This is a genomic window from Pseudoroseicyclus aestuarii, assembly GCF_003217255.1.
GTDB lineage: Bacteria > Pseudomonadota > Alphaproteobacteria > Rhodobacterales > Rhodobacteraceae > Pseudoroseicyclus > Pseudoroseicyclus aestuarii.
Window position 1 is genome coordinate 691,751 of sequence record NZ_QJTE01000002.1, and the last position, 24,126, is coordinate 715,876.

The window sequence follows — 24,126 nt, forward strand, 5'->3', positions numbered from 1 at the left end:
TCCTCCAGAATGGCCCGGCCCCCCGCCGGGTCCACGGAGCCTATCCCGCCATGCCCCGCGCGATCAATGGCCGAAATCGCCCGTGATTGCTGACCTTCGCACGGTTACGGGCGCACCGAGGGGCCGGGTGGCAGGGCTTGCCCTTGCTTCGGCGGGACGCGGGGCGCATGGGAGAGGGACCTGTTGCAACGTGGAGAGGCAGCGACATGATCAGCCGGGATCTGCGCGCCGCGGCGGCCCTCGTTTCCGTGACCGTCCTCGCGCTGGCGCTGTGGCAGGTCTCTTTCGTGCTGCTGCTGGTCTTCTTCGCGGTGCTGATCGCGGTCGGCCTGCGCCACCCCGCGCAGGCGCTGGCGGGATGGACCGGGATGCCGGTCAACCTCGCGCTGGCGCTGGTGGTGCTGCTGATCGTCGCGGCGCTGGGCGGCTTTGCGATGATGCAGGGCATGCGCATCCTGACCCAGTTCGAGGAACTCTGGACCCGGATCCCCGAGGCGGTGACCGGGCTGGAAGAGCGTCTGCGCGACAGCCGCATGGGCGGGATGCTGGTCCGCCGGATGGAGGGCTCGGGCGAGGGCGGCGGCATGAACGTCATGGGCGCCATCGGCGGCACGCTCGTGACCCTTGGCGGGGCGGGGGCCAACATCGTGGTCGTGCTGACGCTGTCGATCTTCCTGGCGACGAAGCCGGAGTTCTATCGGCGCGGGATGGTGAAGCTGGTGCCGCCGCAGCACCGTCCGCGCGCGGACCAGATCTGCCACGATATCGGCCGCGGGCTCTGGTACTGGCTGCTGGGGCAGCTGGTCGACATGCTGGCGGTGGCGGCGCTCGTCTTCCTCGGCCTGTGGCTGCTGGGCGTGCCGCTGCCGCTGACGCTGGCATTGATCGCGGGCCTGCTGAACTTCGTGCCCTTCGTCGGGCCGATCATCAGCGTGGTGCCCGCCATCCTCGTCGCGCTGAGCGAGGGGATGGGCACGGTCGTCTGGGTCGGGCTGCTGTACCTCACGGTGCAGCAGATCGAGGGGAACGTCATCATGCCGCTGGTGCAGCAGCGCACCACGGCGATCCCGCCGGCCCTGACCATCGTGGCGGTGGCGCTGTTCGGGGTGCTCTTCGGCTTGATCGGCGTGCTTCTGGCGACGCCGCTGCTGCTGGTCGCGATGATCCTCGTCCAGAAGCTCTGGGTCGAGGATACGCTGGGCGACCGCGAGGACGCCCAGCCCGAGGATTAGTCCAGCAGCCCGGCGCCGCGCATCGCCGCCTCGATCGCGGTGCGCACCGGCGCGCTGGGCAGCGCGAGGGGCGAGCGGACATCGGCGCTGCACAGGCCCAGCAGCGAGAGGCCGTACTTCGCCCCCACCAGACCGGGCTCGGTGAAGATCGCCTCGTGCAGCGGCATCAGCAGGTCCTGCAGGCGCAGCGCCTCGGCGTAGTCGCCCGTCAGGCTCGCCGCCTGCATCCGCGCGCAAAGCGCCGGGGCCACGTTGGCGGTGACGCTGATGCAGCCCCGCCCGCCCATCGCGTTGAAGCCGACGGCGGTCGCATCCTCGCCCGAGATCTGGACGAAGTCCGTCCCGCAGGCGATCCGCTGCCGCGCCACCCGCGCCAGATCGCCGGTCGCGTCCTTGACGCCGAAGATGCCGGGCAGCTTCGCCAGCTCGGCCATGGTCGCGACGCTCATGTCGACGGCAGAGCGGCCGGGGATGTTGTAGATCAGCACCGGCAGCCCGGCCTCGGCGGCGGCGGTGTAATGGGCCACCAGGCCCGCCTGCGTCGGCTTGTTGTAATAGGGCGTGACGACCATCGCACCATCGGCACCGGCGCTTTTCGCGGCCTCGATCAGGCGCACCGTCTCGGCGGTGTTGTTCGACCCGGCGCCGGCGATCACCGGCACCCGACCCGCGGCATGGCGCACCACCTCGGCCACGACGGCGTCATGCTCCTCGTGGGTCAGGGTCGGGCTTTCGCCGGTGGTGCCGGCGGGCACGAGGCCGGTGGTGCCCTGCTCGATGTGCCAGTCCACCAGCCGTTTCAGCGCGCTGCGATCCAGCTGACCCCCGGTGAAGGGCGTGACGAGGGCGACGAGCGATCCCTGGATCATGTGGGGCGTCCTGCTGCGGGGAAATTGCGCGGCTGTCCTAGCCGCAATCCGCCGCCTTGCCAAGTTCGTGAGTTGCATCGCCCCCGCGCCCCGTTACGGTCCCGGCCCGATGAAAGCCGCCGTCCTTGCCCTGATCCTCACCCTCTCGCCCGGCGCCGCCCTCGCGCAGGGGCATGCCGATGTCGTCGCCGCGATGGAGGCCGGCAGCTGGGACCGCGCCTATGCGCTGGCCGCGCAGGGCGTGCAGACCGACCTCGTCACATGGGAACGGCTGCGCGCCGGCGACGGGGATTTCGCCGAATACGCCGCCTTCCTGTCCGACCATGCCGATTGGCCCGGCCTTGATGCCATTCGGTCGGAGGGCGAGCGCGCGATCCCCGGCTGGGCCGATCCCGCGCAGGTCATCGCCTTCTTCGGCAACGAGGATCCGCTGACCGGCGAGGGCGTCGCCGCGCTGGCCGAGGCGCTTATGGACGCCGGCCGCTTCGCCGAGGCGGAATCGGTGCTGATCCAGGCCTGGATGTCGCTTGGCCTCGACGACGACGGCTTCGACGCGCTGATCGGCCCCTACGGTGCGGTGCTCGCGCCCTTCCACGTGGCGCGGGTCGACGCGATGCTCTGGCGCTGGCGGGTCACCGATGCCGGCCGTCTGCTCGACCGCCTGCCCGAGGATCAGAGCCTGCTGGCCGAGGCGCGGATCGCCCTGATCCGCGATGCCGCCGACGTCGAGACGCGGCTCGCTGCCGTCCCCGAGGCGCTGCGCGAGGAGCCGGGCCTTGCCTACGACCGCTTCAACCGCTTCGCCAGCCGGGGCGATTACACCAATGCCATCGCCATCCTCGGCACCCGCACCGCCAGTGCCGATGGGCTGGGCGATCCCTTCCGCTGGGCCAGCTGGCGCGCCGCGCTCGCGCGCTGGACCATGCGCGACGGCCGCCCGCAGGAGGCCTATGATCTGGCCAGCAGCCACCACCTGACCTCGGGCAGCCAGTGGGCGGATCTCGAATGGCTGTCGGGCTACATCGCGCTGCGCCACCTCAACAGCCCCGGCATCGCGCTGCAGCATTTCCGCGCGCTCGAGGCGGATGTGGAAAGCCCGATCTCCATCGCCCGCGCCGGCTACTGGACCGGCCGCGCGCTCGAGGCGCTGGGCCAGCCCGACGATGCGGCGCTGGCCTTCGCCCGGGCAGCGCAGCAGCAGACCGCCTTCTACGGCCTTCTCGCCGCCGAACGTCTGGGCCTGTCGCTGGACCCGGCCCTGACCGGGCAGGAGGCCTTTCCAGATTGGCGCGAGGCTGCCTTCCTCGCCGATCCGCGCGCGCAGGCGCTGCGGCTGTCGCTTCAGGGCGGCGACCGGGGCGCGGCGGTGCAGTTCACCGTCGCCCTCGCGCAGGATCTGGATCGCACCGGCCTCGCGCAGCTCGGCGCCATGGTGGCCGAGGAGGGAGAGCCCTTCTTCGCGCTGATCGTCGGCAAGCAGGGCGCCGCGCGCGGGATCACCCTGCCGGAGTTCTACTTTCCGCTGCACGGTCTGAAGGACATGGAGCTGCCGGTCGAGCCGGCGCTCGCCCTGTCGATTGCCCGGCGCGAGAGCGAGTTCAACCCGGTGATCGGCAGTCCCGTCGGCGCGCTTGGCCTGATGCAGCTGATGCCCGGCACCGCCGAAGAGGTCTCTCGCGGGTTGGGGCTGGCCTATTCCCGCGGCCGGCTGACCTCGGACTGGGAATACAACGCCACGCTGGGCAGCCGCTACCTTGCCGGTCTCGAGGAGGAGTTCGGCGAAAGCCCGGTGATGATCGCCGCCGGCTACAATGCCGGCCCCTCGCGCCCCTCGCAGTGGATGGCGCAGCGCGGCGATCCGCGCCGGGGGCAGGCCGATATCGTCGACTGGATCGAGAGCATCCCCTTCACCGAGACGCGGAACTACGTGATGCGCGTGACGGAATCGATCCCGGTCTACCGCGCCCGGCTGAGCGGGCAGGCCGGTCCCGTCCGCTTCACCGAGCTTCTGGAAGGGCGGCCACCCTTCATCCGGCCCGTGCCGCGCCCCGCCTCGCCGGTCGCGGCGGTCGCCGGTGTCCCCACCGCCGCCGCTCGCAGTGCCGATCCCCTGCCGGGGGCGCCGCGCCCCGAACCGCGTCCGCCGCGTTAGGCCGCCTTCGCGCGGCGCCTTGCCCGGAACAGGGTGAAGAGCCCGGCGCTGACGACGATGGCGGCGCCGATGGCGACATGCGGCTCCAGCGTCTCGCCGAAGACGGTGATGCCGAGCGAGGCCGCGAAAACCAGCTGCAGGTAGGCGAAGGGCTGCACGGCGCTCGCCTCCGCGACCTCGTAGGTCTTGATCAGCAGCCAGTGGCCCAGCGCGCCCGAGACGCAAAGGCAGCCCATCAGGGCCCAGTCGGTGCCCGTCATCGGCTCCCAATGCCACAGGCCCACCGCGGTCATCGCCACGGCGCCCACCGTGCCGGTCCAGAAAAAGCTCGTCGCGCTGCTGTCGCGCCGCGCGACGTAGCGGTTCAGCAGGCCGTAGAGTGCGAAGCAGAAGGCTGCCGCCAGCGGGAAGACCGCCTCTGGGGCGAAGACGCCGAAGCCCGGCTGCAGGATCACCAGCACCCCGACAAAGCCGATGCCCGCCGCCGTCCAGCGCCGCCAGCCCACGACCTCGCCCAGGATCGGGCCGGAGAGGGCGCTGATGATCAGCGGGTAGCAGGCGAAGATCGCATGGCTCTCGACCAGCCCGAGGGCGACGAAGCCCAGCACCATAATGCAGATCTCGCCGGCCAGCAGCAGCCCGCGAAAGGCCTGCAGGACCGGCTGCGGCGTGCGCGCGGCGGCGCGGATGCTGCCCGACTGCCGCTTGGCGATGGCGATGACGAAGGCGGCGAAGAACCAGTAGCGCACCATCACGACCATCAGGACGTTGTAGTTGCGGCCCAGGTGCTGCGACAGCCCGTCCTGCATGGCGAAGACGAAGGTGGCGGCGATCATGAAGATCACGCCGAGGCGGATGTCGTTGCGCATCAGTCGGGCTTTCGGGCTGCGGTCATGTGGCGCTTGCGCCCGTATCCGCTGCGCCGCTCCACCGCCAGCCCCGCCGCCTCGAGCGCGCGGCGCACGTGACCGGCGGCGGTATAGGTGGCCAGCGTCCCGCCCGGCGCGGTATGGGCGGCGACTGCCTCCAGCAACTCAGCGCCCCATAGCTCGGGGTTCTTGGCCGGGGAAAAACCGTCGAGGAACCAGGCATCCGCCAGCCCGTCCCAGGCGGGCAGGGTCTGCCGCGCATCGCCGAGGATCAGATCGACCTCCAGCCCCGGCCAGACCTCCACCGCGCCTTGCCCCAGCCGGTCCCAGGCCGCCAGCAGCGGCGCGGCATCGAGGTCGGGGAAGGCCGCCAGCGCGCGGCCTGCATCCTCCCGCGTCAGGGGAAAGGCCTCGAAGCTGGTGAAGCGCAGCGGCAGATCGCCGCGCAGCGCGTTCAGCGCCAGAAGGTTCAGGCCCGTGCCGAAGCCCAGCTCCGCGATGCGGAACCCCGCCCGCAGCCGCGCGGGCAGGTCGTTGCCGCCGAAGAAGACGTGCCGCGTCTCTTCCAGCCCCGAGGCGAGCGAGAAGTAGGGATCGTCGAAACGGCGCGAGACGGGCGTGCCCTCCTCGGTCCAGTCGAGCGCATCTGTCGTCATGGCAAAGGGTCCTGTAGGGATCGGCGCGACACTGCAGAGGCGGGCGGGCGATGGCAACGGCGGACGTGACGGTGATGGGGGCGGGGATCTTCGGCCTTGCCGCGGCTGTGGCCTGCGGACGGGGCGGCGCCCATGTGCGGGTGATCGATCCCGGCGGCGTCGCGGCGGGCGCCTCCGGCGGCATCGTCGGCGCGCTGGCGCCCCATGCCCCGGACGAGGACCGCTGGGACGCGCTCAAGACCTTCCAGCTCGACGCGCTTCTGATGGCCGAGGAGTACTGGGCCGACATCGCCCGTCTCTCGGGGCGCGACCCGGGCTATGCCCGGACGGGCCGGCTTCAGCCGGTCGAGGGGGAGGCCGCCCTCGCGCGGGCCGAGGGGCGGACCGACGCTGCCGCCAGCCTCTGGCAGGGCCGGGCCGAGTGGCGCGTCATCCCCGCGCCCGGCGGCGGCTGGGGGCCGGAGGGCGGCATGGTGATCCACGACACGCTGTCGGCCCGCATCGCCCCGCGCGCTGCCTGCGCCGCGCTCAGGGCCGCGCTCGAGGCGCTGGGCGGAGAGGTCGTGCCCGAGGGGCATCCCGAAGGCGCCGTCATCTGGGCCACCGGGGCCGCCGGGCTCGAGGAGTTGAACGCCCTTGCGGGGCGCGAGGTCGGGCGCGGCATCAAGGGGCAGGCCGCCCTGCTGCAGCACGATGCCGCCGCGCTGCCGCAGCTTTCGGCGCCGGGCCTGCATGTCGTGCCGCATGGCGACGGCACGGTGGCGATCGGCTCCACCTCCGAGCGGGAGTGGGAGGTGGAAGGCCCCGACGATCAACTGAATGCCGTGATCGCCCGCGCCCGCGCGCTGGTCCCGGCGCTGGCCGAGGCGCCGGTGATCGAGCGCTGGGCCGGCATCCGCCCCAGGGCGCGGACCCGCGCGCCGATGCTGGGGCCGCACCCTTTCCGGCAGAACGCCTGGATCGCCAATGGCGGCTTCAAGATCGGCCTCGCCCTCGCGCCGCTGGCCGGAGAGCTGCTGGCCGACCTCGTCCTGTCCGGCGAGAACCGCATCCCGGAGGAGTTCGACCCCGAGGCCAGCCTGACCGCCTGAGCCGCGCGCGGCTGGCGGTCAACCGGGGCGCTGGTCGTCCAGCGTGCCGCCCAGCGCGAGGGTCAGGGAATTGTCGACATGGCGGGCGAGGGCGGCGCGCGCCTCGACCAGATCGCCCTCGGCCAGGGGCCGCAGGAAGGCAAGATGCTCACGGATCACCCGCTCGGCGTTGAAGGGCGTGACCTTGATGCGGGACTGCACGGCCATGCGGATCTTGATCGCTGTCGTGCGGTAGACGTTGTCCACGAGCCCGTTGTGATCGGCCGCGATCATCTGCTTGTGCATCGCCCAGTCGAGGTCCTGCACCTCCTTCGACTTCACCTCTGAGCGGTCATCGCGGACCTCGCTCGTCAGCGCCTCGTGGCGGGTCAGCCAGTGGAGCAGGGTCTCGCGGGGGAGGTTCCGGTAGGCCGCCTCTACCGCGCCGAGCTCCAGCCGCCGGCGCAGGCCATAGGCGTCGCGCACGAAAGAGACATCGAGGCTGGGGATCATCAGGCCGCGCTTGGGCAGGGTCTGCAGAAGGCCCTCGGCCTCGAGCCGGGGAATCGCCTCGCGGATCGAGCCGAGGCTTGAGCCGGTCATCTGCACCAGCTCGCGCTGCGACACGAGGCGGCCCGGCGCAAGCTCGCCGCGGTCCAGCAGCACCTCGATCCGGTCATAGGCCGTCTGCCGCAGCAGGTGCGCATCCCCCGGGCGGTCGGGATCAAGCGCGGTCGTCTGGTCGGTATCATTCATGCAAGAAACAGTGACTAAACTTTTGGCAACTTGCAAACCTTCAACTGACATGTTAGCGACATGTGTGCAAATTAATGCACTCGGAGAGGAAAGGGAGGAACGATGTCCAAGATGAGAATGACGCTCGTCACGGCGATGGCCGCCGCCGCGTTCGGCGGTGCGGCACAGGCCGAGACCCTGCGCTTCGCCACGACGCTGCCCGAGGCCGACAACCCCGAGACCCGGGCGATGCAGGCCTTCGAGCAATACGTCGAGTTCCACTCCGGCGGCGACATCGACGTCCAGCTGCTGCATGGCGGCGTTGGCGGCGACCGCGAGCTGCTGGAGAACGTGCGCAACGGCATCTTCCAGATGACCGCCACGACCGATGGCGCGCTGGCATCCTTCTACCCGAAGGTCCAGGTCTTCTCGACGCCCTACCTCTTCAGCTCCGTCCGCTCGGCCATGACCTTCATGAACGAGGCCGAGGTGATGGACGAGTTCGTCGCCGACGTCGAGGACACGGCGGGCCTGCGCATCGTCGGCTACGCCGCCGACGGCTTCCGCAACTTCGTCAACAACGAGCGTCCGATCGAGGGCCCCGATGACGTCCAGGGCCTCAAGCTGCGCTCGATGGAGAGCCCGGTGATGATCTCGCTGATGGAGAGCCTCGGCGCCGCGCCGACGCCGATCCCCTTCCCGGAAAGCGCCATGGCGATCCGGCAGGGCGTGGTCGACGGCGGCGAGAACCCGCCCTCCACGGTCATCAACGGCGGCTGGGCCGAGGTCATCGACTACATGTCCCTCGACGAGCACATCTTCTCGGCGGTCTTCGCCTATGCGAACCCCGATTTCATCGACGGCCTGAACGACCAGAGCCGCCGCGCGGTGCTTGACGGCGTGCAGCTCTATTCCTCGATCATGCTGGCCGGCAAGGGGCAGGGCTATCTCGACGATACCCAGCGCATCCGCGACATGGGCGTCGAAGTCTACGTCAACGACGCCGAGCAGAAGGCCGCCTTCCGCGAGCGGACGCAGGCGCCGGTGATTGATTTCCTCTCCGGCGAACTTGGCGCGGACTACGTCGAAGGCTTCATCGCCGCCGTCGACGAGGTCGAAGCCGAGCTTTACCCCTCCGAGTGATCCCGATGGCCGATGCCGGCCCCCGCGAGGGGCCGGCATCTTAACGGGGGCAATCCCATGAGACTCTTCCGCAGCGACGGGCCGATGGCGCCCGTGCTCCGCTTTTGCGACCGGCTGGCGCTGGCGACCGAATGGATCGCGGCGGCGCTTCTCGGCGCGATCATCGCGGTGAACACCGCCTCCGTCATCGCGCGCTACGCCTTCTCCGCCCCCATCGGCTGGAGCGAGGAGTTCATGCGCTACGCCATCGTCTGGGCCGTCTACATCGTCGCCGGCGCCTCGTTCCGGCGGGGCGAGCAGATGGTGATCGACCTGATCGACCTCGTGCCCTCGAAGGGCTTCCGTCTTGCCGCCTCGGTCGTGTCGCTGGTGGCGACGCTGACGCTGGCCGCCGTCGTCGTGGTGCTGGGGCTGCCGTTCCTGCTGGATACCGGGCAGGTCTCGCCCTCCATGCGCATCCCGATGTGGATTCCCTATGCCTCGGTCGTGGTCGGCTACGCGATGATCGCGCTTCAGGCCATCGCGACCTTCGTCCAGCCGCCCCCATCGCGGATCGAGGAGGTCACAACGCCATGAGCCCCGCCGCCGTCTTCGCCTCCTTCTTCTTCCTCGTGCTCGTCGGGGCACCCATCGCCGTCGCGCTGGGCCTGACCGGCGCCGCCTCGGCCTGGTGGGCCGGGTTCCCGATGGTGCTGATCCCGACGCGGTTCTTCAGCTCTCTCGACAACTTCTCGCTGCTCGCCGCGCCCTTCTACATCTTCGCGGGCGAGATCATGAACCGCGGCGGCATCACCGAGACGCTGATCACCTTCGCGGCGCGGCTGACCCGCAAGATCCGCGGCGGCGCGGCCTATGCCAACATCATGGCCTCGGTCTTCTTCGCCGGCATCTCGGGCACCGCGATCGCGGATACCGCGGCGCTGGGCAAGATCTTCATCAACGGGATGCCCAAGCAGGGCTATACCCGCGAATTCTCCGCCGCCGTCACCGTCGCCAGCTCGATGATCGGGCCGATCATCCCGCCCTCGGTGATCATGATCGTCTATGCCTCCGTCGCGCAGGTCTCGATCATCAACCTCTTCATCGCCGGCATCGTGCCCGGCCTGCTGATGGGCCTTGCCTGTGCCGTCGTCGTCTTCCTGACCGGCATGACCGGCAAGGGCCTGCCCAAGGGCGAGATTCAGGCCGTCGAGAAAAGCGGCGGCAAGCTGGCCTTCGAAAGCCTGCTGGTCTTCACCGTGCCGCTCTTCATCGTCGTGGGCACGCTCTCGGGCGCCTTCACCGCGACCGAAGCGGGCGGCGTGGCCTGCGTCTACGCGATGTTCCTTGGCGTCTTCGTGCTGCGCACGCTGGGCGGGCGGTCGATCCTCGACGCGCTGCGCCATTCGATGCGCACCACTTCGGTGCTGTATCTCGTGGTCGCGGGCGCCTCGGTGCTGTCCTACGTGCTGACCGTCACCGGCGCGGTGAACGGGCTGCGCGATCTGGCGGATGGCTTTGCCGGCAATCCCACGATCTTCCTGTTCTTCATCCTCGCCGTGCTGCTGATCGCGGGCTTCTTCCTCGAGCCCGGCGTGCAGGTCCTTCTGCTCGCGCCGATCTTCCTGCCGATGGCCCGCGCCCTCGGGATCGACGAGATGCAGTTCGCGATGATCTTCCTGCTGTCGGGCACGCTCAGCCTGATGACGCCGCCGGTGGGGATATGCCTCTTCGTGGCGGCGCAGATCGGAGAGATCCCGATCGGCCGCATGTTCAAGGCGATCCTGCCCTTCCTCGTCGCACAGATCGTCGCGATCTCGCTTCTGATCCTGTTCCCCGAGCTGGTGACCTTCCTTCCCAACCTGACCGAGTGAGTCTGATGCCGCAAAAGAAAGTGCTCGTCCTGACCGAGCAGTTCACCAACGAGGACACGCTCTTCGACCCGCTGCGCGAGGCGGGCTACACCGTCGAGGTCAACGAGACCGGCCGCCTGCCGGACGAGGCCAAGCTGCGCGAGATGCTGGCGCAGGACGTGGTCGCGACCATCGCCGGGGGCGAGCCCTATACGCCCGCCGTGATCGAGGCTGCCGCCGACCTGTCGATCATCGCCCGCTGGGGCGTGGGCTACGACAAGGTCGACGTGCCCGCCGCGACGGCGGCCGGGATCCCCGTCGCCATGGCCTTCGGCGAGAACCACGAGAGCGTCGCCGAATACGCCCATGCCATGGCGCTGTCGCTGGCCTGCGGGCTGGGCCGCCGCGACGCGATGGTGAAATCGGGCAGCTGGAGCTTCGACGGCTTCCACCCCGGTCTCTGGGGCCGGACCGCCGGGCTGATCGGCCTTGGCCGGATCGGCGGCGCCATGGCGCGCCGGCTGAAGGGGCAGGGGATGGAGGTGCTCGTCGCCGATCCCGCGCTGGATGCGGCCACCGCCAAGGCCGCCGGCGTCGAGGCCGTGGATCTGGGCACGCTGCTGACGCGGGCGGACCTGATCTCGGTCCATGCGCCCTCGACCCCGCAGACGCGGCACATGCTGAACGACGACACCTTCGCCAAGATGAAGCCCGGCGCGATCGTGGTGAACACCTCGCGCGGGCCGCTGATCGACGAGGCGGCGCTGCTGCGCGCGCTGGAATCCGGTCATCTTGGCGGCGCCGGCCTCGACGTCTTCGAGGTCGAGCCGCTGCCCGGGGCCAGCCGCCTGCGCGAGATGCCCAACGTGATCCTCTCGCCGCATGTCTCGGGCATGGACCGCATGGCCGAGGCCCGCGTCACGGGCCGCTGCGTGAGCAACATCCTGACCTGGCTGCACGGCGATCCGGCCGAGCTGCAGCCCTACGTCGTCAATCCGCAGACACTGAAGAACAAGGAGTCCGCACGATGACCATCAAAGTCGACGGGATCATCCCCGTGATGCTGACGCCCTTCGATCAAGAGAACAAGATCGACTGGGCCAGCTACGAGCGCCTGATCGAATGGTACATCGAGCGCGGCGCCACGGCGCTCTTCGCCGTCTGCCAGTCCTCGGAGATGCAGTTCCTCAGCCCCGAGGAAAGCGTGGCGCTGGCCCGCTTCACCGTCGAGAAGGTGAACGGCCGCGTTCCCGTCGTCGCCTCCGGCCATATCTCTGACACGCCCGAGGCGCAGGCGCGCGAGCTTTGCGCCATCGCCGAGACCGGCGTCGACGGCGTGGTCCTCGTGACCAACCGCCTTGCCGGCATGGATGACGGGCCCGAGGTCTTCAAGGCCGCGGTCGACGCCTTGCTCGAGGCCCTGCCGAAGGACCTGACGCTGGGCCTTTACGAATGCCCCGCGCCCTTCCGCCGGCTGCTCTCCGACGAAGAGCTGCTTTACTGCGCCCAGACCGGCCGCTTCGCGCTGCTCAAGGACGTCTCCTGCGATCTCGAGACGGTCACGCGCCGGGTCGCGCTGGTCAAGGACACGCCGCTGGGCATCTGCAACGCCAATGCCGCCATTGCCTGGCCGGCGATGCAGGCGGGCTCCACCGGGTTCTGCGGTGTCTTCACGAACATCCACCCGGACCTCTACCGCTGGCTGCGCGATCACGGCGCCGAGCACCCCGAGTTCGCCGAGGATCTGGCGACCTTCCTCGTGTTGGCCGCGCAGACCGAGCCGATGGGCTATCCGAAGATGGCCAAGCACTACCTGCAGCGCGAGGGCGTGATCGCCTGCCCGGACAGCCGGGTGCATCCCGGCGACATCTTCGAGCGGTTCTGGGGCCTCTCGCCGGTGCTCGACCGCATCGCCGAGGGCACGCAGCGCTACCGGGACAGGATCGCGGCGCTTCCGGAATGACGGTCGCGGTCTTCGGCTCGGTCAACCTCGACCTTGCTGCCCATGTCGCGACGCTGCCGGCCCCGGGCGAGACGATCCACGCCCTGGGCTTCGACGCGGCCCTTGGCGGCAAGGGGGCGAACCAGGCCGTCGCCGCGGCCCGGCTGGCGAAGGGCCCCGTGCGCTTCGCCGCCGCGGTCGGAACGGACGCCAATGCCGCGCAGATCCGGCGCGAGCTCGAGGCGAACGGTGCCCCGCTGGGGGACCTGCGGGATTTTCCGGGCGGTAGCGGCCTTGCGCTGATCCAGATCGACGCGGCCGGGCAGAACGCGATCACCGTCGTCGGCGGCGCCAACATGGCCTGGCCCGACGAAGGGCCGGGCGCGGCTTTCCTTGAGGGCGTGGACACGCTTGTCCTGCAGCTAGAGGTGCCGCTGGCCGCGGTGCGGCGGGCGGCGAGCATGGCCCGCGAGAGGGAGATCCGCGTGATCCTCGATCCTGCGCCGGTCGGCGATGCCGAGGCGACCCGCGCGCTGCTGCCGCTGGCCGACGTGGTGACCCCGAACGAGAGCGAGGCCGCCGCCCTGCTGGGCTGGCGCCCGACGACCCTCGATGAGGCCCGCCGCGCCGCGCAGGAGCTTCGGGCGCTTGGCCCGGGGCTTGCCGTGGTCAAGCTGGGCGAGAAGGGCCTCGCCTATGCCGCGGAAGCCGGATCGGGCGAGATCGCGCCGTTCCGGGTCACGGGCGTGGATTCGGTCGCCGCCGGCGATGCCTTCTGCGGCGCGCTATCCGTCGCCCTCGACGAGGGGCAGGGGGTGGAGGCGGCGCTCCGCTTTGCCTCGGCCTGCGGCGCGCTCACGGCGACGCGGCGCGGCGCGGCAGCTTCCATACCCGACCGCGACGAGGTCGAGCGCTTTCTCGCGGCGCAGGACGGATGACCCAGGGGGCTTCGCTCGGCTGAGGTGGGGGGGCTCAGTGCCCCCCTTCTGCGCCTTTGCGCCAGAGCGGGCGGGATGCTCGACCATCTCCGTCACCGGACGCGGCGGGCCGCCTTCCGTTTCTCCTATCGGAAAAGGGCCAGCACCCAGGGCGCCAGCAGGGAGGTCAGCATCGCGTTCAGCGCCATGCCGATGCCGGCAAAGGCGCCGGCGGTCTGGTGCACCTGCAGCGCGCGGGCGGTGCCGATGCCATGGGCGGCGACCCCGGCGGCAAAGCCGCGCGCGCGCCAGTCGCGCACCCGCAGCGCGTTCAGCAGCGGCGTGACGATGATCCCGCCGGTCACCCCGGTGATCAGCACCAGCGCCGCCGTCAGCGTCGGCGGGCCGCCGATCCGCTCGGCGATGCCGATGGCCACGGGGGCGGTGACGCTTTTCGCCGTCAGCGCCGTCAGCACCGCCCCGTCCAGCCCGAAAAGCCGCGCCAGCCCTAGCGCCGAGACCATGGCCACCAGCGCGCCCGCCAGCAGCGCCGCCGCCATCGGCAGGGCGGTGCGGCGGACATGGGCGATATTGGCGTAAAGCGGCACGGCGAGGCAGACCGTCGCCGGCCCCAGCAGGAAATGCACGAACTGCGCGCCCTCGAAATAGGTGTCGTAGTCGGTGCCCGTCGTCAGCAGCACGGCGGCAAGGATGCCGATCGCCAGCAGCACCGGGTTGGCCAGCGGGTTGCGCCCGGTGGCGGTGAAGATCGCGTCGCCCACGAGGTAGGCGCCCAGCGTCAGCCCCAGCCACAGAAGCGGGCCGTGCGACAGGTAGCTCCAGATATCGGGGATCATCGCAGCTGCTCCTGCCCGCCGGTCAGCCGCAGCACCCAGACGAAAACCAGCGCGGCGGCGGCGATGGCCAGCGCGGTGGAGGCGAGCAGCACCAGCGCGATGGCCAGCCCCTCGCGCTGCAGCAGGTCGAGGTAGCGGATCACGCCCACGCCCACCGGCACGAAGAGCAGCGACAGATGCGCCAGCACGCCGCGCGCCGTCCCCTCGATCCGGGTGTAGAGGCGCGGCATGGCCAGAAAGCTCGCCGTCAGCAACGCCATGCCCAGCACCGGGCCGGGCAGCGGCAGCCCCAGCCCCTGCGAGATCGCCTCGCCGGCAAGCTGGTAGCACAGGATCAGGAAGAGATGGCGTATCATCGGCGGCGCGCTCCGCTGGGGGTCGGTGCCAGAGCTACCGGCGCCGCTGCGGGAACGGAAGGGCGGTGGCTCAGCCTGCCTCCGGCGCGAGGCTTGCGCGTGTCTGCTCTGCGGAAAAAGCGGTCAGTCGGCCCGGTCCAATGCACCGGGCGGAACGCCCATGGCCGCAGCGATCCGCCGCATGTCGTCCGGGGTGATCCGGCGCTTGGGTCCGCGCAGCAGCAGTCCCCAGTGTTCCTTATGGCCGCGCGTGAGGTCGAGACCCTCCAGAAGCGGACGAATGGCGGCGGGCCGAGCCTCGGCGACGTAATCGACATCCACCCGGTAGGGATGGAAGCCCATCGCCTGCGCGGCATGGTAGGGCGCATCCGAGGTGACGCGCCCGATCGCCGTGAAGGTCTGCACCGGCGCGCCGGTCCCCATGCCCTCGCGCGGCGCATAGTAGGCGAGCCAGTCGCCCCTGCGCAGCGCCCGGATGGCATCCTGCCTGCCGTGGCCCAATTGCGCAAAGCCCCCCGCGACACCCCCACGGACATGATCCGCCGAGGCGATGCCGATCCAGCAGGCCATCGCTCAGCCGGCCTGCGGGGCAGTATGCGCAGTGATGGTGTAGCCGAAGGGGTCCTCGAAGGCGAAGTAGCGGCCGAAGGGGCCGTCCTTGGGCGCGAAGGCAATCGTGACGCCCCGCGCCGCGAGGTGGTCATGCAGCGCCTCGGCGTCGTCGCAGCCGAACCACAGGGCGATCCCGTGACCGAGCGGGCGCGCGGCGTCGAGGTCGACGACGGGGGTGCGCACGGCAAAGGGGATCGGCTGGGTGTCGAACACCACGGCGCCCGGAGGCGCGAAGGCGGCCGGGGTCAGGCCGACGACCTCGGTATAGAAGGCGCGGGCGGCGTCGAGGTCCGCGACCTGAATGCCGATGAAGTTGGGTCCGATGAGGTGGGGCATGTAGATTGTCTTTCGTCTGGCGGAGTTCTATTATCAGGCAACTGATATAGTATAAGCCTGCTGATATGACAAGCACCGATATGCCCTCGCCCGACACCGTTTTCGACGCGCACCAGTCCCTGGGATACGCCATCAAGCGGGCGCAGCAGGCCCTGCGCCTGCGCATGGACCGGCAGTTGAAGGAACTCGGGCTGACGGCCCCGCAGTACAACGTGCTGTGCAGCCTCGACGCCGAGCCGGGCGCCTCGAACGCGCGGCTGGCGCGCCGGGCTTTCGTCACGCCGCAGACCATGCAGTCGATGCTGGTGAAACTGGAACGCGCCGGCCTGATCGAGCGGAGCCCGGATGCAGAGCATGGCCGCATCCAGCGGACGCAGCTTACCGAGGCCGGTCAGGACACGCTGACGAAGGCGCATCGCTGCGTGCATGAAACGGAGGTGATCGCCCGAAACGCGGCATCGCCGGACGCGGCCGAGATGCTGCTCAGGGTCGCGGAGGCTCTTTCGTAGGGCGAGGGACCGGGTCGGCCCCTGAAGGTCGCGGCGCTGGCAATCCACCGTCCCGTCAGGCTTCAGGTAGCGCCTTCTCGAAGGTGATGGAGGTCGGCGCGCCGTAGCCCGGGTGGGCCCTACGCGCCACCTCGTTGAAGCCCATGGCGGCGAAGGCGGCGTGGTTGGCGGTCAGCTCCACCCGCGACTGCAGGCGCAGGCGGGGCAGGGAGAGGGCCTTGGCCCGCTCGGCTGCCGCCTCGATCAGGCGGCGGGCAAGGCCCGCGCCGCGCGCGGCCGCATCGACGGCGATCTTGCCGAGGTAGAGCGCATCCTCCTGCGGCGTGAAGATCGCGCAGGCGCGCAGCGGCGTGCCGATGCCCCAGACCTCGCCGTCTTGCGCTTGCCCCTGCAGCGCGGCGAGGGTCAGGCGGTGCACGGAAGAAGGCGGGTCGATCCGCCCCTCCATGTAGGCGAAGCTGCGGTGGATCAGCGCCAGCGCCTGCGGCAGGGCCGGATCCACGGGGCCGAGGCAGCGGGGCGCATCCTCCGGCGGCCAGGGGATCACGGTCAGCTCGGGCCACAGCGCCTTGTGCCGGGCGGCCTTGCCCTCGTGCGTGGCGCGGTTCGGCAGGAGCGTGTTCGGCAGGACGCGCAGGGCAAAGATATCGGCCAGCCCGTAGGGGGCGTAGATGTCGAACCCCTCGTCCGCGCGCAGGCGCATCCCGATGCAATGGGTGGCCGAGGCGAAGTGGTCGATGCCGTCGCGGGCCGAGGTCAGCGGCGCGCGGGCATGGCCGAAGTGATCCTCGAACCAGAGGTGCACCCGCGCCTGGTTGCGGACCTCCACCGGCGGCTGGGCGGCAAAGCAGGGGGCGGCGCGGCGGATCACCCGATCCTCGGCTTCCCAGCTGGTGTCGGGGTCGAAATAGAACAGGTCGATGTCCTTGACGCCCTGCAGGGCCGGGCGCCCCGTCAGTTGGTTCCAGACCGCGCCGTAAAGCGCGCCCGAGACGATCCACCAGTCCGGCAGGTCCAGCGCGCGGGCGGCGCGGAAGGCGGCCATCAATTCGGGGCAGGCCCGGACGATCTTCACGAGCCGCGCCTCCAGCCCCGCCTCGCCGGGGGCGGCGGCATCCATCAGTGGATCTCGCGCGGCGGGTCCGGCTGCAGGGTGAAGCCGTCGAAGCGGGCCGTCAGCCCCCCCCGCTTGGGCGAGCAGGCCATCGGCCCGACCTCGACCCGCCCCTCGGGAAAGCTGCACAGGCGGATCATCTCGGCGCCGCCTTCCGTCACATGCTCGATCTTCACGGCATCCTGCCAGCGGGTCAGGCGCAGCGTGACGGGGCCGGCATCGGTAAGCGGCGTCTTCGACCAGTCCGAGGCGGTCTGCGTGACTACGACCGAGAGCGCGCGGGCCCCGTCGGTATACTCCACCCCGGCCTTGATCCAGTGCAGCGGTCCGCTGCGCAGCATGATCCCGGCCTGGTCGTAGAGCGCGCTGTAATCGGCGTCGAAGGTCAGCTCGACCGCGAAATCGGCATGCAGCGCGTGATAGAGGAAGTGCCCCGAGGCCTCTTCGAGGCCGTAGTAGCTGCGCTGCCAGAAGTCGGTCTTCTCACCGGTGGTCAGGATCAGGCTGCTGCCCTCGACCCGGTGCTCGGGCGGCTCGTTCAGCCATTCCATCGTCTCGAATCCGGGGGTCATCGGGGCCTCCTGCGCCAGCGCTCGATCCGATCCTGCGCCGATTTGGACCGCGGGGTCCAGAGGCGGCGCCCGACCGCCTCGGAGGGTTGATCGGGGCACCGGCCGGCGCTGGGGCGAGGGGGGATGGGCGGTGCAGCGAAAGGGCGACGTCCGGGCCTGCTGCACCCTGCGCCTCCGGCGGGAGTATTTGGGGAAACATGAAGGGGTGTTCTTTGGACCTTCCCACCGTGTCTCGAGCGTCTGCCGGGCTTGGGCGAGGGCCTTGGCCCCGCGCAGCGCGGGGGCGTGCGCCCGGCCGGGACCAGTCGGGCGCGCTGCCGTCGGATACGGGATTGGCGCTGGCGGCGAGACGGTGCATCAGGGGCATATCGCCGCGCGGGTTGCGCGCGTGTCTCGGCAGGAGGCCGCATCATGGATTACAGCAAGTCGGGCGGGACCAAGGGGCCCAAGGGCCAGCCCCGCCACAAGGAACACAACGCGCCCGGGGGCGACAAGAACCCGTTCGGCAAGCGCAACGACGCCAAGGCCGACCTGGTGCGCAAGCTGAAGGAAGCGGCGCAGAAGCGCGAAGAAGGCTAGGCGGGCAACCGCTTTTCCATGAAGACGCTGACGCCGTTGTCGGCATAGCTGCCGAAGACGCCGCAGCGGGTGAAGCCCTGCCGCTCGTACAGGCGGCAGGCCGCCTCCAGCGCCTCGCCCGTCTCCAGCCGGAGGAGCGGCAGACCCTCGGCGCGGGCGGCCTCCTCGACCCTCCGCAGCAGGGCGAGCGCGACGCCGCGCCCGCGGGCCTCTTCGGCGGTGAAGAGGCTTTTGACCTCTCCGTAGCCCGCCTTGACCTGCAGGGCGCAGCAGCCCAGCGGGGTGCCCGCCGCGTCATGGGCCGCGAAGAAGCGGATGTCCGGACCCTCCAGCTCCTCGATCTGCAGGAAGTTGTTCTCTTCCGGCTTGTAGAGCCGGCGCATCAGGGCCTGGCTGGCCTGCAGCAGCGCCAGCGGGCCGGGGTCGCGGGGGCGCGCCGGGGCTATGGTGTAGCCTGCTGCCTCGGGCGCGCTCATGCCGCCGCCAGAGACAGCGGTTGCGGGGATCTTGGCGGGCATGGGGCCTCCGGGTTCGGGTGGTATCAAGCGGCCTGGAAGAGGCGCGGCGACTGTGCGGGCAGCGTGGAGGGAGGGTCAAGGCCCGCGCCGCCGCCTTCCGCGGCCCTCCGACCCGTAAAATTTGACCTGCCTCACCGAATCGTTAACTTTTCCTCGGGACCCATCACCAAGGGGAGAGCCATGTGGTCAGAGGCGATCAACCAGATGCTCCGCCAGTGGATGCGGAAGGGCGCGCTGACCCTGCATCTGCCTGACGGCACCGCCCGATCCTACGGGGACGGGACGGCGCCGCAGGTCACCCTGCGCATCCACGACGACGCGACGCTCAGGCGGCTGGCCCTGAACCCCGACCTCGCGCTGGGCGAGGCCTACATGGAGGGCAGCCTGACCGTCGACGGGGACGATCTGCACGGCCTGCTGGAGCTGGTGCTGCGCAACTTCGGCGGCGGGCGGCGCAGCTGGTGGAACCTGCCGGGGCGCTGGCTGCGCAAGGCCCGGCGCGGGCTCGACCAGCGCAACATCGCCGCCTCCTCGCGCCGCAACGTGGCGCATCACTACGACCTGCCGCCGCGGCTCTATGACCTCTTTCTCGACGAGGACCGGCAGTATTCCTGCGCCTATTTCCGCGATCCCGGCGACGGGCTCGAGCAGGCGCAGCTGCAGAAGAAGCATCACATCGCCCGCAAGCTGCGGCTGGAGCCCGGACTGCGGGTGCTGGACATCGGCTGCGGCTGGGGCGGCATGGCCCTGACGCTGGCGCGCGATTACGGCGTGCAGGTCACCGGCGTCACGCTGTCCGAAGAGCAGCTGAAGGTCGCGCAGCGCCGGGCGCGCGAGGAGGGCCTCGAGGACCGGGTGGAGTTCCGCCTGCAGGATTACCGCGCGGTGACCGAGACCTTCGACCGCATCGTGTCCGTGGGCATGTTCGAACATGTCGGCCTGCCGCAGTTCGACCCCTACTTCCGCGCCGTGCACGACCTGCTGGCCGAGGATGGCGTCGCTCTGGTCCATACGATCGGCTGGGCCGGCCCGCCGGGATCGACCAACCCCTGGATCGCCAAGTACATCTTCCCCGGCGGATACATCCCCTCGCTGTCCGAGGTGGCGCCGGTGATCGAGAACAATGGCCTGTGGCTGACCGACCTCGAATGCCTGCGCCTGCACTACGCCCTGACCCTGCGGCACTGGTACGATCGCTTCACCGCGCGGCTGGACGAGGCGCGCGAGATCAACGACGAGACCTTCGTGCGGATGTGGAAATTCTACCTCGTCGCCTCGGAGCAGAGCTTCCGCTTCAACAGGCAGGACGTCTTCCAATTCCAGATCAGCAAGCGGCTGGATGCCGTGCCGATCACCCGCGACTACCTGTACCGGTCCGGGCTGGTCCCGCGGCAGGCCGAGGTCGAGACCCTCGACCGCGCGAGGGACCACGCGGCAGAGTGACCATATCTTGGGGGCATCTGTTTCGGTGCCTCCAGATGCTGCGCGGTCAAGATTGACTCTGCGCCGCCCTCTCCGGCACTCTTGGTGCAAAAGGGCAGATGTCAGGCATGCGATTCACCCGCCTCAGGCTGAGCGGCTTCAAGAGCTTCGTCGATCCGACGGAACTGGTCATCGCGCCGGGTCTGACGGGCGTCGTCGGGCCCAATGGCTGCGGCAAGTCCAACCTGCTCGAGGCGCTGCGCTGGGTGATGGGCGAAAGCCGCCCCACGGCGATGCGCGGCGGCGGGATGGAGGACGTGATCTTCGCCGGCGCCGCGACGCGCCCGGCGCGGCACCATGCCGAGGTGACGCTGGTCATCGACAATACCGACCGCCTCGCCCCCGCCGCCTTCAACGATGCCGATACGCTGGACGTGGTGCGCCGCATCACCCGCGATGCCGGCAGCGCCTACCGTGTCGGCGCCAAGGAGGCGCGGGCCCGCGACGTCCAGATGCTCTTTGCCGATGCCTCGACGGGCGCGCATAGCCAGGCGCTGGTGCGGCAGGGACAGATCGCTGAGCTGATCAACGCCAAGCCCGCGCAGCGGCGCCGCATCCTGGAAGAGGCGGCCGGCATCTCGGGCCTGTACCAGCGCCGCCACGAGGCGGAGCTGAAGCTGCGGCAGGCCGAAGGCAACCTCGCCCGCCTAGACGATACCGTCGGCGCACTGGCCTCGCAGCTAGCCTCGCTCGCGCGGCAGGCGCGGGCGGCGGCGCGCTACCGCGAGATCGGCGCCGCCCTGCGCCGGGCCGAGGCGCTGCTGCTCTGGCGGCGCTGGCACGAGGCCGGGATCGCCCTGGCCGAGGCCGAGGCGTTGCTGCGCGAGCAAGCCGCCGAAACCTCTCGCGCCGAAGGGGCCGCGCGCGCCGCCCTCTCGGCCCGGACCGAGGCCGAGACCGCCTTGCCGCCGCTGCGCGAGGAGGATGCCGTCGCCACCGCCCTTCTGGCGCGGCTGGAGACCGAGGAAGGCACCCTGGACGAGCGCGCGCGCCGAGCCGAGGGCACGATCCGCGCCGTGACCGGGCGGCTCGACCAGATCACCCGCGACCGCGCCCGCGAAGAGGCGCTGACCCGCGATGCGGACGAGGTGATGACCCGCCTGCGCGCCGAGGGCGAGACGCTGCGCGCCGCCGGCGAGGGCCACGAGGCGCGCCTCGCCGAGGCGCAGGAGCAGGCCGTCGAGGCCGCGCGGAACCTCGAGGCCCGCGAGGCGGAGCTTTCGGAGGGCACCGAGGAGGTCGCCCGCCTCTCCGCGCGCCACCAGTCGGGCCAGCGCCTTGTGCAGGATGCGGCCAAGACCCTCGCGCGCGAGGAGGCCGCCGCCGAGAAGGCGCGCGAGGCCGCCCGCGCCGCGCAGGACGCCGCCACCGGCGCCGAGGCCGCGATGGCGCAGGCCGGCACCCGGCAGGAGGAGGCGCAGGAAGCCCTCGCGCAGGCAGAGACCGCGCTCGAGGCGGCAGAGGCCGCGCGCGCCCAGACGCAAGGCGAAGAGGCCGAGGCCCGCTCTGCCCGCTCTGCCGCGGAGGGCGAGGCCAGCGCGCTCAAGGCCGAGGCCGCCGCCCTGTCGCGGCTGGTGGAGCGCGAGGCCGGCGCCGGCACGCAGCTTCTCGACCGGCTCGAGGTGCATGCGGGCTACGAGGCCGCCTTGGGCGCCGCGCTGGGCGAGGATCTGCAGGCGCCCGAGATCGCGGGCGAGGGCGCCTTCGGCTGGGACGCGCTGCCCGATTACGAGGCGCCGCAGCCGCTGCCCGGCGGGGCGCGCGTGCTGGGACAGGTGGTCAACGCGCCGCCGGTGCTGGCCCGGCGCCTGGCGCAGATCGGCGTGGTCTCGCCCGAAGAGGGGGCGCGGTTGCAGGCCCTGCTGCAACCCGGCCAGCGCCTCGTCAGCGAGGCGGGCGATCTCTGGCGCTGGGACGGCTACCGCGCCTCGGCGGGCGATGCCCCCAGTGCCGCCGCCCTGCGCCTGCAGCAGTTGAACAAGCTTGCCGCGCTGAAGGACGACGTGACGCGCGCCGAGGCGCAGGCCGATCAGGCCCGCAGCGCGCATGAGACCCTGTCGCAGCGCCTCAAGCAGCAGGCCGAGGCCGATGCCAGCGCCCGCCGCGCCCGTCGCGAGGCCGATGCCGCTGTGGCCGAGGCCGCCCGCGCGCTCTCCCGCGCCGAAAGTGACCTGACATTGGCGCAGGGCCGGCTCGAGACCGCGCAGCTGGCCGAGGCGCGCCACGCCGAAGAGGCCCGCGCCGCCCGCACCGCCAGGGCCGAGGCCGAAGCCGCGCTGGCAGAGCTGCCCGATCTCGGGGCCGCGCGCGAGGCGGTCGAGGGGCTGCGCCGCACGGTCGAGGCCGCGCGGATCGAGACCATGTCCCGCCGCAGTGCCGAGGGCGAGCTGCGCCGCGAGGGCGAGGCCCGGACCGCCCGCGAGGCCGCGATAGCGCAGGAGCTCGCGGGCTGGGACAAGCGCCTCTCCGGCGCCTCCGGCCGGATCGAGGAGCTGACCGAGCGCGAGGTCTCTGCCCGCCGCGATCTCGACCGCGCCCAGCGCGTCCCCGGCGAGATCGCCGAGCAGCGCGAGGGCCTCGGCCAGCGTCTGGCAGAGGCAAAGGCGCGGCGCGGCGCGGGCGCCGAGGCGCTGGCCGGCGCCGAGGCTCGCCTGCGCGACGCTCTCGAGGCCGAGCGCGAGGCAGAGCGTCAGGCCGGCGCCGCGCGCGAGGCCCGCGCCCGCGCCGAGGCCCGCGCCGATGCCGCCCGCAGCGCCGTGGAGGAGGCCGCCCAGCGCAGCGACGAGGCGCTGGAGATGGCGCCCGAGGCCATCCTCGCCGCCTTCGAGGCGGAAGAGGCCGAGGTTCCCGCCATCCCCGCGCTCGAAACCGAGGCCGCGGGCCTGCGCCGGCAGCGCGATGCGCTCGGCTCCGTCAACCTGCGGGCCGAGGAGGACGCGCAGGAGATCGCGGGCGAGCACGAGACCCTGATCCGCGAGAAAGCCGACCTCGAGAATGCCATCGCCACGCTGCGGCAGGGCATCGCCAGCCTCAACAGCGAGGGGCGGCAGCGGCTTCTCGATGCCTTCGAGGAGGTGAACGCCAATTTCTCGCGCCTCTTCACCCATCTCTTCGGGGGCGGCGAGGCGCGGCTGGAGCTGGTCGAAAGCGCCGATCCGCTCGAGGCGGGGCTGGAGCTTCTGTGCCAGCCGCCGGGCAAGAAGCTGCAGGTGCTTTCGCTGCTCTCGGGCGGCGAGCAGACGCTGACCGCGCTGGCGCTGATTTTCGCCGTCTTCCTCGCGAACCCGGCGCCGATCTGCGTGCTGGACGAGGTCGACGCCCCGCTGGACGATGCCAATGTCACCCGCTTTTGCGACCTGCTCGACGAGATGACCCGCAGCGCCGACACGCGCTTTTTGATCATCACCCACCACGCGGTGACAATGAGCCGGATGGACCGCCTCTTCGGCGTGACCATGGGCGAGCAGGGCGTCAGCCAGCTCGTCAGCGTCGATCTGAAAAAGGCCGAAGCGCTGGTCGCCTGAGGGGGCTCAGCCCAGCACCAGCAGCAGGCAAGCGAGGCGCGTCGCCCCGCCGCCCCTTGGGCGGAACCGAGGGCGCCGCCGCGCCCCCCTGCTTCATGTTTCTCTAAATACTCATCTTGCCCGGCCCCGGCCCTGCGCTCCGCCAACTCGTCTGGCGCCGCCCGCGTCATGCCTTTGCAGGCCAGCCGCCACGCCTGCAGTTGTCTAAAGCCGCCATGCCACAGGCCTAAAAGCCAAGCGGGGCCCCTGT

Annotated in this window: 24 protein-coding genes; 13 read left to right on the forward strand and 11 right to left on the reverse strand. The window is 70.9% G+C overall.

Annotated features, from left to right (window positions below; genetic code table 11):
• The first annotated feature begins 206 nt into the window (after positions 1-206).
• Positions 207-1,232, forward strand: a complete 1,026-nt coding sequence (locus DFP88_RS08165; protein WP_181418593.1) for an AI-2E family transporter — start codon at positions 207-209, stop codon at positions 1,230-1,232.
• Here the strand turns inward: DFP88_RS08165 and dapA are convergent.
• Positions 1,229-2,101 (reverse strand): 4-hydroxy-tetrahydrodipicolinate synthase, encoded by an 873-nt coding sequence (gene dapA / locus DFP88_RS08170; RefSeq protein WP_110813934.1) that lies wholly within the window; start codon positions 2,099-2,101, stop codon positions 1,229-1,231. The two genes, DFP88_RS08165 and dapA, sit on opposite strands and share 4 nt — an antisense overlap.
• 109 nt (positions 2,102-2,210) lie before the next feature.
• Here dapA and DFP88_RS08175 point away from each other — a divergent pair, with 109 nt between their 5' ends.
• Positions 2,211-4,253, forward strand: a complete 2,043-nt coding sequence (locus DFP88_RS08175) for a lytic transglycosylase domain-containing protein (RefSeq protein ID WP_110813935.1) — start codon at positions 2,211-2,213, stop codon at positions 4,251-4,253.
• On the opposite strand, the gene DFP88_RS08180 is transcribed toward DFP88_RS08175, so the two are convergent.
• Positions 4,250-5,122 (reverse strand): DMT family transporter, encoded by an 873-nt coding sequence (locus DFP88_RS08180; protein ID WP_181418594.1) that lies wholly within the window; start codon positions 5,120-5,122, stop codon positions 4,250-4,252. The two genes, DFP88_RS08175 and DFP88_RS08180, sit on opposite strands and share 4 nt — an antisense overlap.
• Entirely contained in the window at positions 5,122-5,778 is a 657-nt protein-coding gene (gene mnmC2, locus DFP88_RS08185) for a tRNA (5-methylaminomethyl-2-thiouridine)(34)-methyltransferase MnmC2 (protein ID WP_110813937.1), read from the reverse strand. The genes DFP88_RS08180 and mnmC2 overlap by 1 nt, the downstream gene beginning before the upstream one ends.
• 50 nt (positions 5,779-5,828) lie before the next feature.
• Between mnmC2 and DFP88_RS08190 the strand changes: the two genes are divergently transcribed.
• Positions 5,829-6,869: an NAD(P)/FAD-dependent oxidoreductase gene (locus DFP88_RS08190; protein WP_110813938.1), complete on the forward strand. Its 1,041-nt coding sequence runs from the start codon at positions 5,829-5,831 to the stop codon at positions 6,867-6,869.
• 18 nt (positions 6,870-6,887) lie between these two features.
• On the opposite strand, the gene DFP88_RS08195 is transcribed toward DFP88_RS08190, so the two are convergent.
• A complete protein-coding gene (locus DFP88_RS08195) occupies positions 6,888-7,604 on the reverse strand; it encodes a GntR family transcriptional regulator (protein WP_110813939.1) in 717 nt (238 codons plus the stop codon).
• 102 nt (positions 7,605-7,706) lie between these two features.
• Here DFP88_RS08195 and DFP88_RS08200 point away from each other — a divergent pair, with 102 nt between their 5' ends.
• From DFP88_RS08200 to DFP88_RS08225, 6 genes are read left to right on the forward strand one after another with little or no spacing between them, the layout of a single operon-like run.
• Positions 7,707-8,726, forward strand: a complete 1,020-nt coding sequence (locus tag DFP88_RS08200; protein ID WP_110813940.1) for a TRAP transporter substrate-binding protein — start codon at positions 7,707-7,709, stop codon at positions 8,724-8,726.
• A 57-nt stretch (positions 8,727-8,783) separates the two neighbouring features.
• Entirely contained in the window at positions 8,784-9,302 is a 519-nt protein-coding gene (locus DFP88_RS08205; RefSeq protein WP_181418595.1) for a TRAP transporter small permease, read from the forward strand.
• Positions 9,299-10,579, forward strand: coding sequence for a TRAP transporter large permease (locus DFP88_RS08210; protein ID WP_110813942.1), 1,281 nt, complete (start codon positions 9,299-9,301; stop codon positions 10,577-10,579). Before DFP88_RS08205 ends, DFP88_RS08210 begins: the two co-directional genes overlap by 4 nt.
• A 5-nt stretch (positions 10,580-10,584) precedes the next feature.
• Entirely contained in the window at positions 10,585-11,589 is a 1,005-nt protein-coding gene (locus tag DFP88_RS08215) for a phosphoglycerate dehydrogenase (RefSeq protein WP_245904739.1), read from the forward strand.
• On the forward strand, positions 11,586-12,521 hold the full coding sequence (locus tag DFP88_RS08220) for a dihydrodipicolinate synthase family protein (protein WP_110813943.1): 936 nt from the start codon (positions 11,586-11,588) through the stop codon (positions 12,519-12,521). The genes DFP88_RS08215 and DFP88_RS08220 overlap by 4 nt, the downstream gene beginning before the upstream one ends.
• Positions 12,518-13,438, forward strand: a complete 921-nt coding sequence (locus DFP88_RS08225; RefSeq protein WP_110813944.1) for a ribokinase — start codon at positions 12,518-12,520, stop codon at positions 13,436-13,438. The genes DFP88_RS08220 and DFP88_RS08225 overlap by 4 nt, the downstream gene beginning before the upstream one ends.
• 125 nt (positions 13,439-13,563) lie before the next feature.
• Here the strand turns inward: DFP88_RS08225 and DFP88_RS08230 are convergent, their stop codons facing one another.
• The 4 genes from DFP88_RS08230 to DFP88_RS08245 all read right to left on the reverse strand — a co-directional run bounded on the left by DFP88_RS08230 (position 13,564) and on the right by DFP88_RS08245 (position 15,578).
• Positions 13,564-14,274 carry an LrgB family protein gene (locus DFP88_RS08230; protein ID WP_110813945.1) on the reverse strand — a complete coding sequence of 237 codons (711 nt, stop codon included), beginning with the start codon at positions 14,272-14,274 and terminating at the stop codon, positions 13,564-13,566.
• Complete coding sequence (locus DFP88_RS08235; RefSeq protein WP_110813946.1) at positions 14,271-14,630, reverse strand: CidA/LrgA family protein; 360 nt, start codon at positions 14,628-14,630, stop codon at positions 14,271-14,273. Before DFP88_RS08235 ends, DFP88_RS08230 begins: the two co-directional genes overlap by 4 nt.
• A 123-nt stretch (positions 14,631-14,753) precedes the next feature.
• On the reverse strand, positions 14,754-15,200 hold the full coding sequence (locus DFP88_RS08240) for an EVE domain-containing protein (RefSeq protein ID WP_110813947.1): 447 nt from the start codon (positions 15,198-15,200) through the stop codon (positions 14,754-14,756).
• Between the two features lie 3 nt (positions 15,201-15,203).
• On the reverse strand, positions 15,204-15,578 hold the full coding sequence (locus DFP88_RS08245) for a VOC family protein (RefSeq protein WP_110813948.1): 375 nt from the start codon (positions 15,576-15,578) through the stop codon (positions 15,204-15,206).
• A gap of 65 nt (positions 15,579-15,643) precedes the next feature.
• Here DFP88_RS08245 and DFP88_RS08250 point away from each other — a divergent pair, with 65 nt between their 5' ends.
• Positions 15,644-16,087 carry a MarR family winged helix-turn-helix transcriptional regulator gene (locus tag DFP88_RS08250; RefSeq protein ID WP_110813949.1) on the forward strand — a complete coding sequence of 148 codons (444 nt, stop codon included), beginning with the start codon at positions 15,644-15,646 and terminating at the stop codon, positions 16,085-16,087.
• Between the two features lie 55 nt (positions 16,088-16,142).
• On the opposite strand, the gene DFP88_RS17530 is transcribed toward DFP88_RS08250, so the two are convergent.
• Positions 16,143-17,207 carry a nucleotidyltransferase family protein gene (locus DFP88_RS17530; RefSeq protein WP_220032304.1) on the reverse strand — a complete coding sequence of 355 codons (1,065 nt, stop codon included), beginning with the start codon at positions 17,205-17,207 and terminating at the stop codon, positions 16,143-16,145.
• Positions 17,207-17,773 carry a DUF1349 domain-containing protein gene (locus DFP88_RS08265; RefSeq protein ID WP_110813950.1) on the reverse strand — a complete coding sequence of 189 codons (567 nt, stop codon included), beginning with the start codon at positions 17,771-17,773 and terminating at the stop codon, positions 17,207-17,209. Before DFP88_RS08265 ends, DFP88_RS17530 begins: the two co-directional genes overlap by 1 nt.
• Before the next feature lie 411 nt (positions 17,774-18,184).
• Here DFP88_RS08265 and DFP88_RS17030 point away from each other — a divergent pair, with 411 nt between their 5' ends.
• Entirely contained in the window at positions 18,185-18,352 is a 168-nt protein-coding gene (locus tag DFP88_RS17030; RefSeq protein WP_181418596.1) for a hypothetical protein, read from the forward strand.
• On the opposite strand, the gene DFP88_RS08270 is transcribed toward DFP88_RS17030, so the two are convergent.
• Positions 18,349-18,828, reverse strand: a complete 480-nt coding sequence (locus DFP88_RS08270; protein WP_110814205.1) for a GNAT family N-acetyltransferase — start codon at positions 18,826-18,828, stop codon at positions 18,349-18,351. The two genes, DFP88_RS17030 and DFP88_RS08270, sit on opposite strands and share 4 nt — an antisense overlap.
• A gap of 222 nt (positions 18,829-19,050) precedes the next feature.
• On the opposite strand from DFP88_RS08270, the gene DFP88_RS08275 reads away from it, so the two are divergent.
• Both DFP88_RS08275 and smc read left to right on the forward strand, forming a co-directional pair.
• Entirely contained in the window at positions 19,051-20,313 is a 1,263-nt protein-coding gene (locus DFP88_RS08275) for an SAM-dependent methyltransferase (protein ID WP_110813951.1), read from the forward strand.
• Between the two features lie 107 nt (positions 20,314-20,420).
• A complete protein-coding gene (gene smc / locus DFP88_RS08280; RefSeq protein ID WP_110813952.1) occupies positions 20,421-23,876 on the forward strand; it encodes a chromosome segregation protein SMC in 3,456 nt (1,151 codons plus the stop codon).
• Positions 23,877-24,126 lie beyond the last annotated feature (250 nt).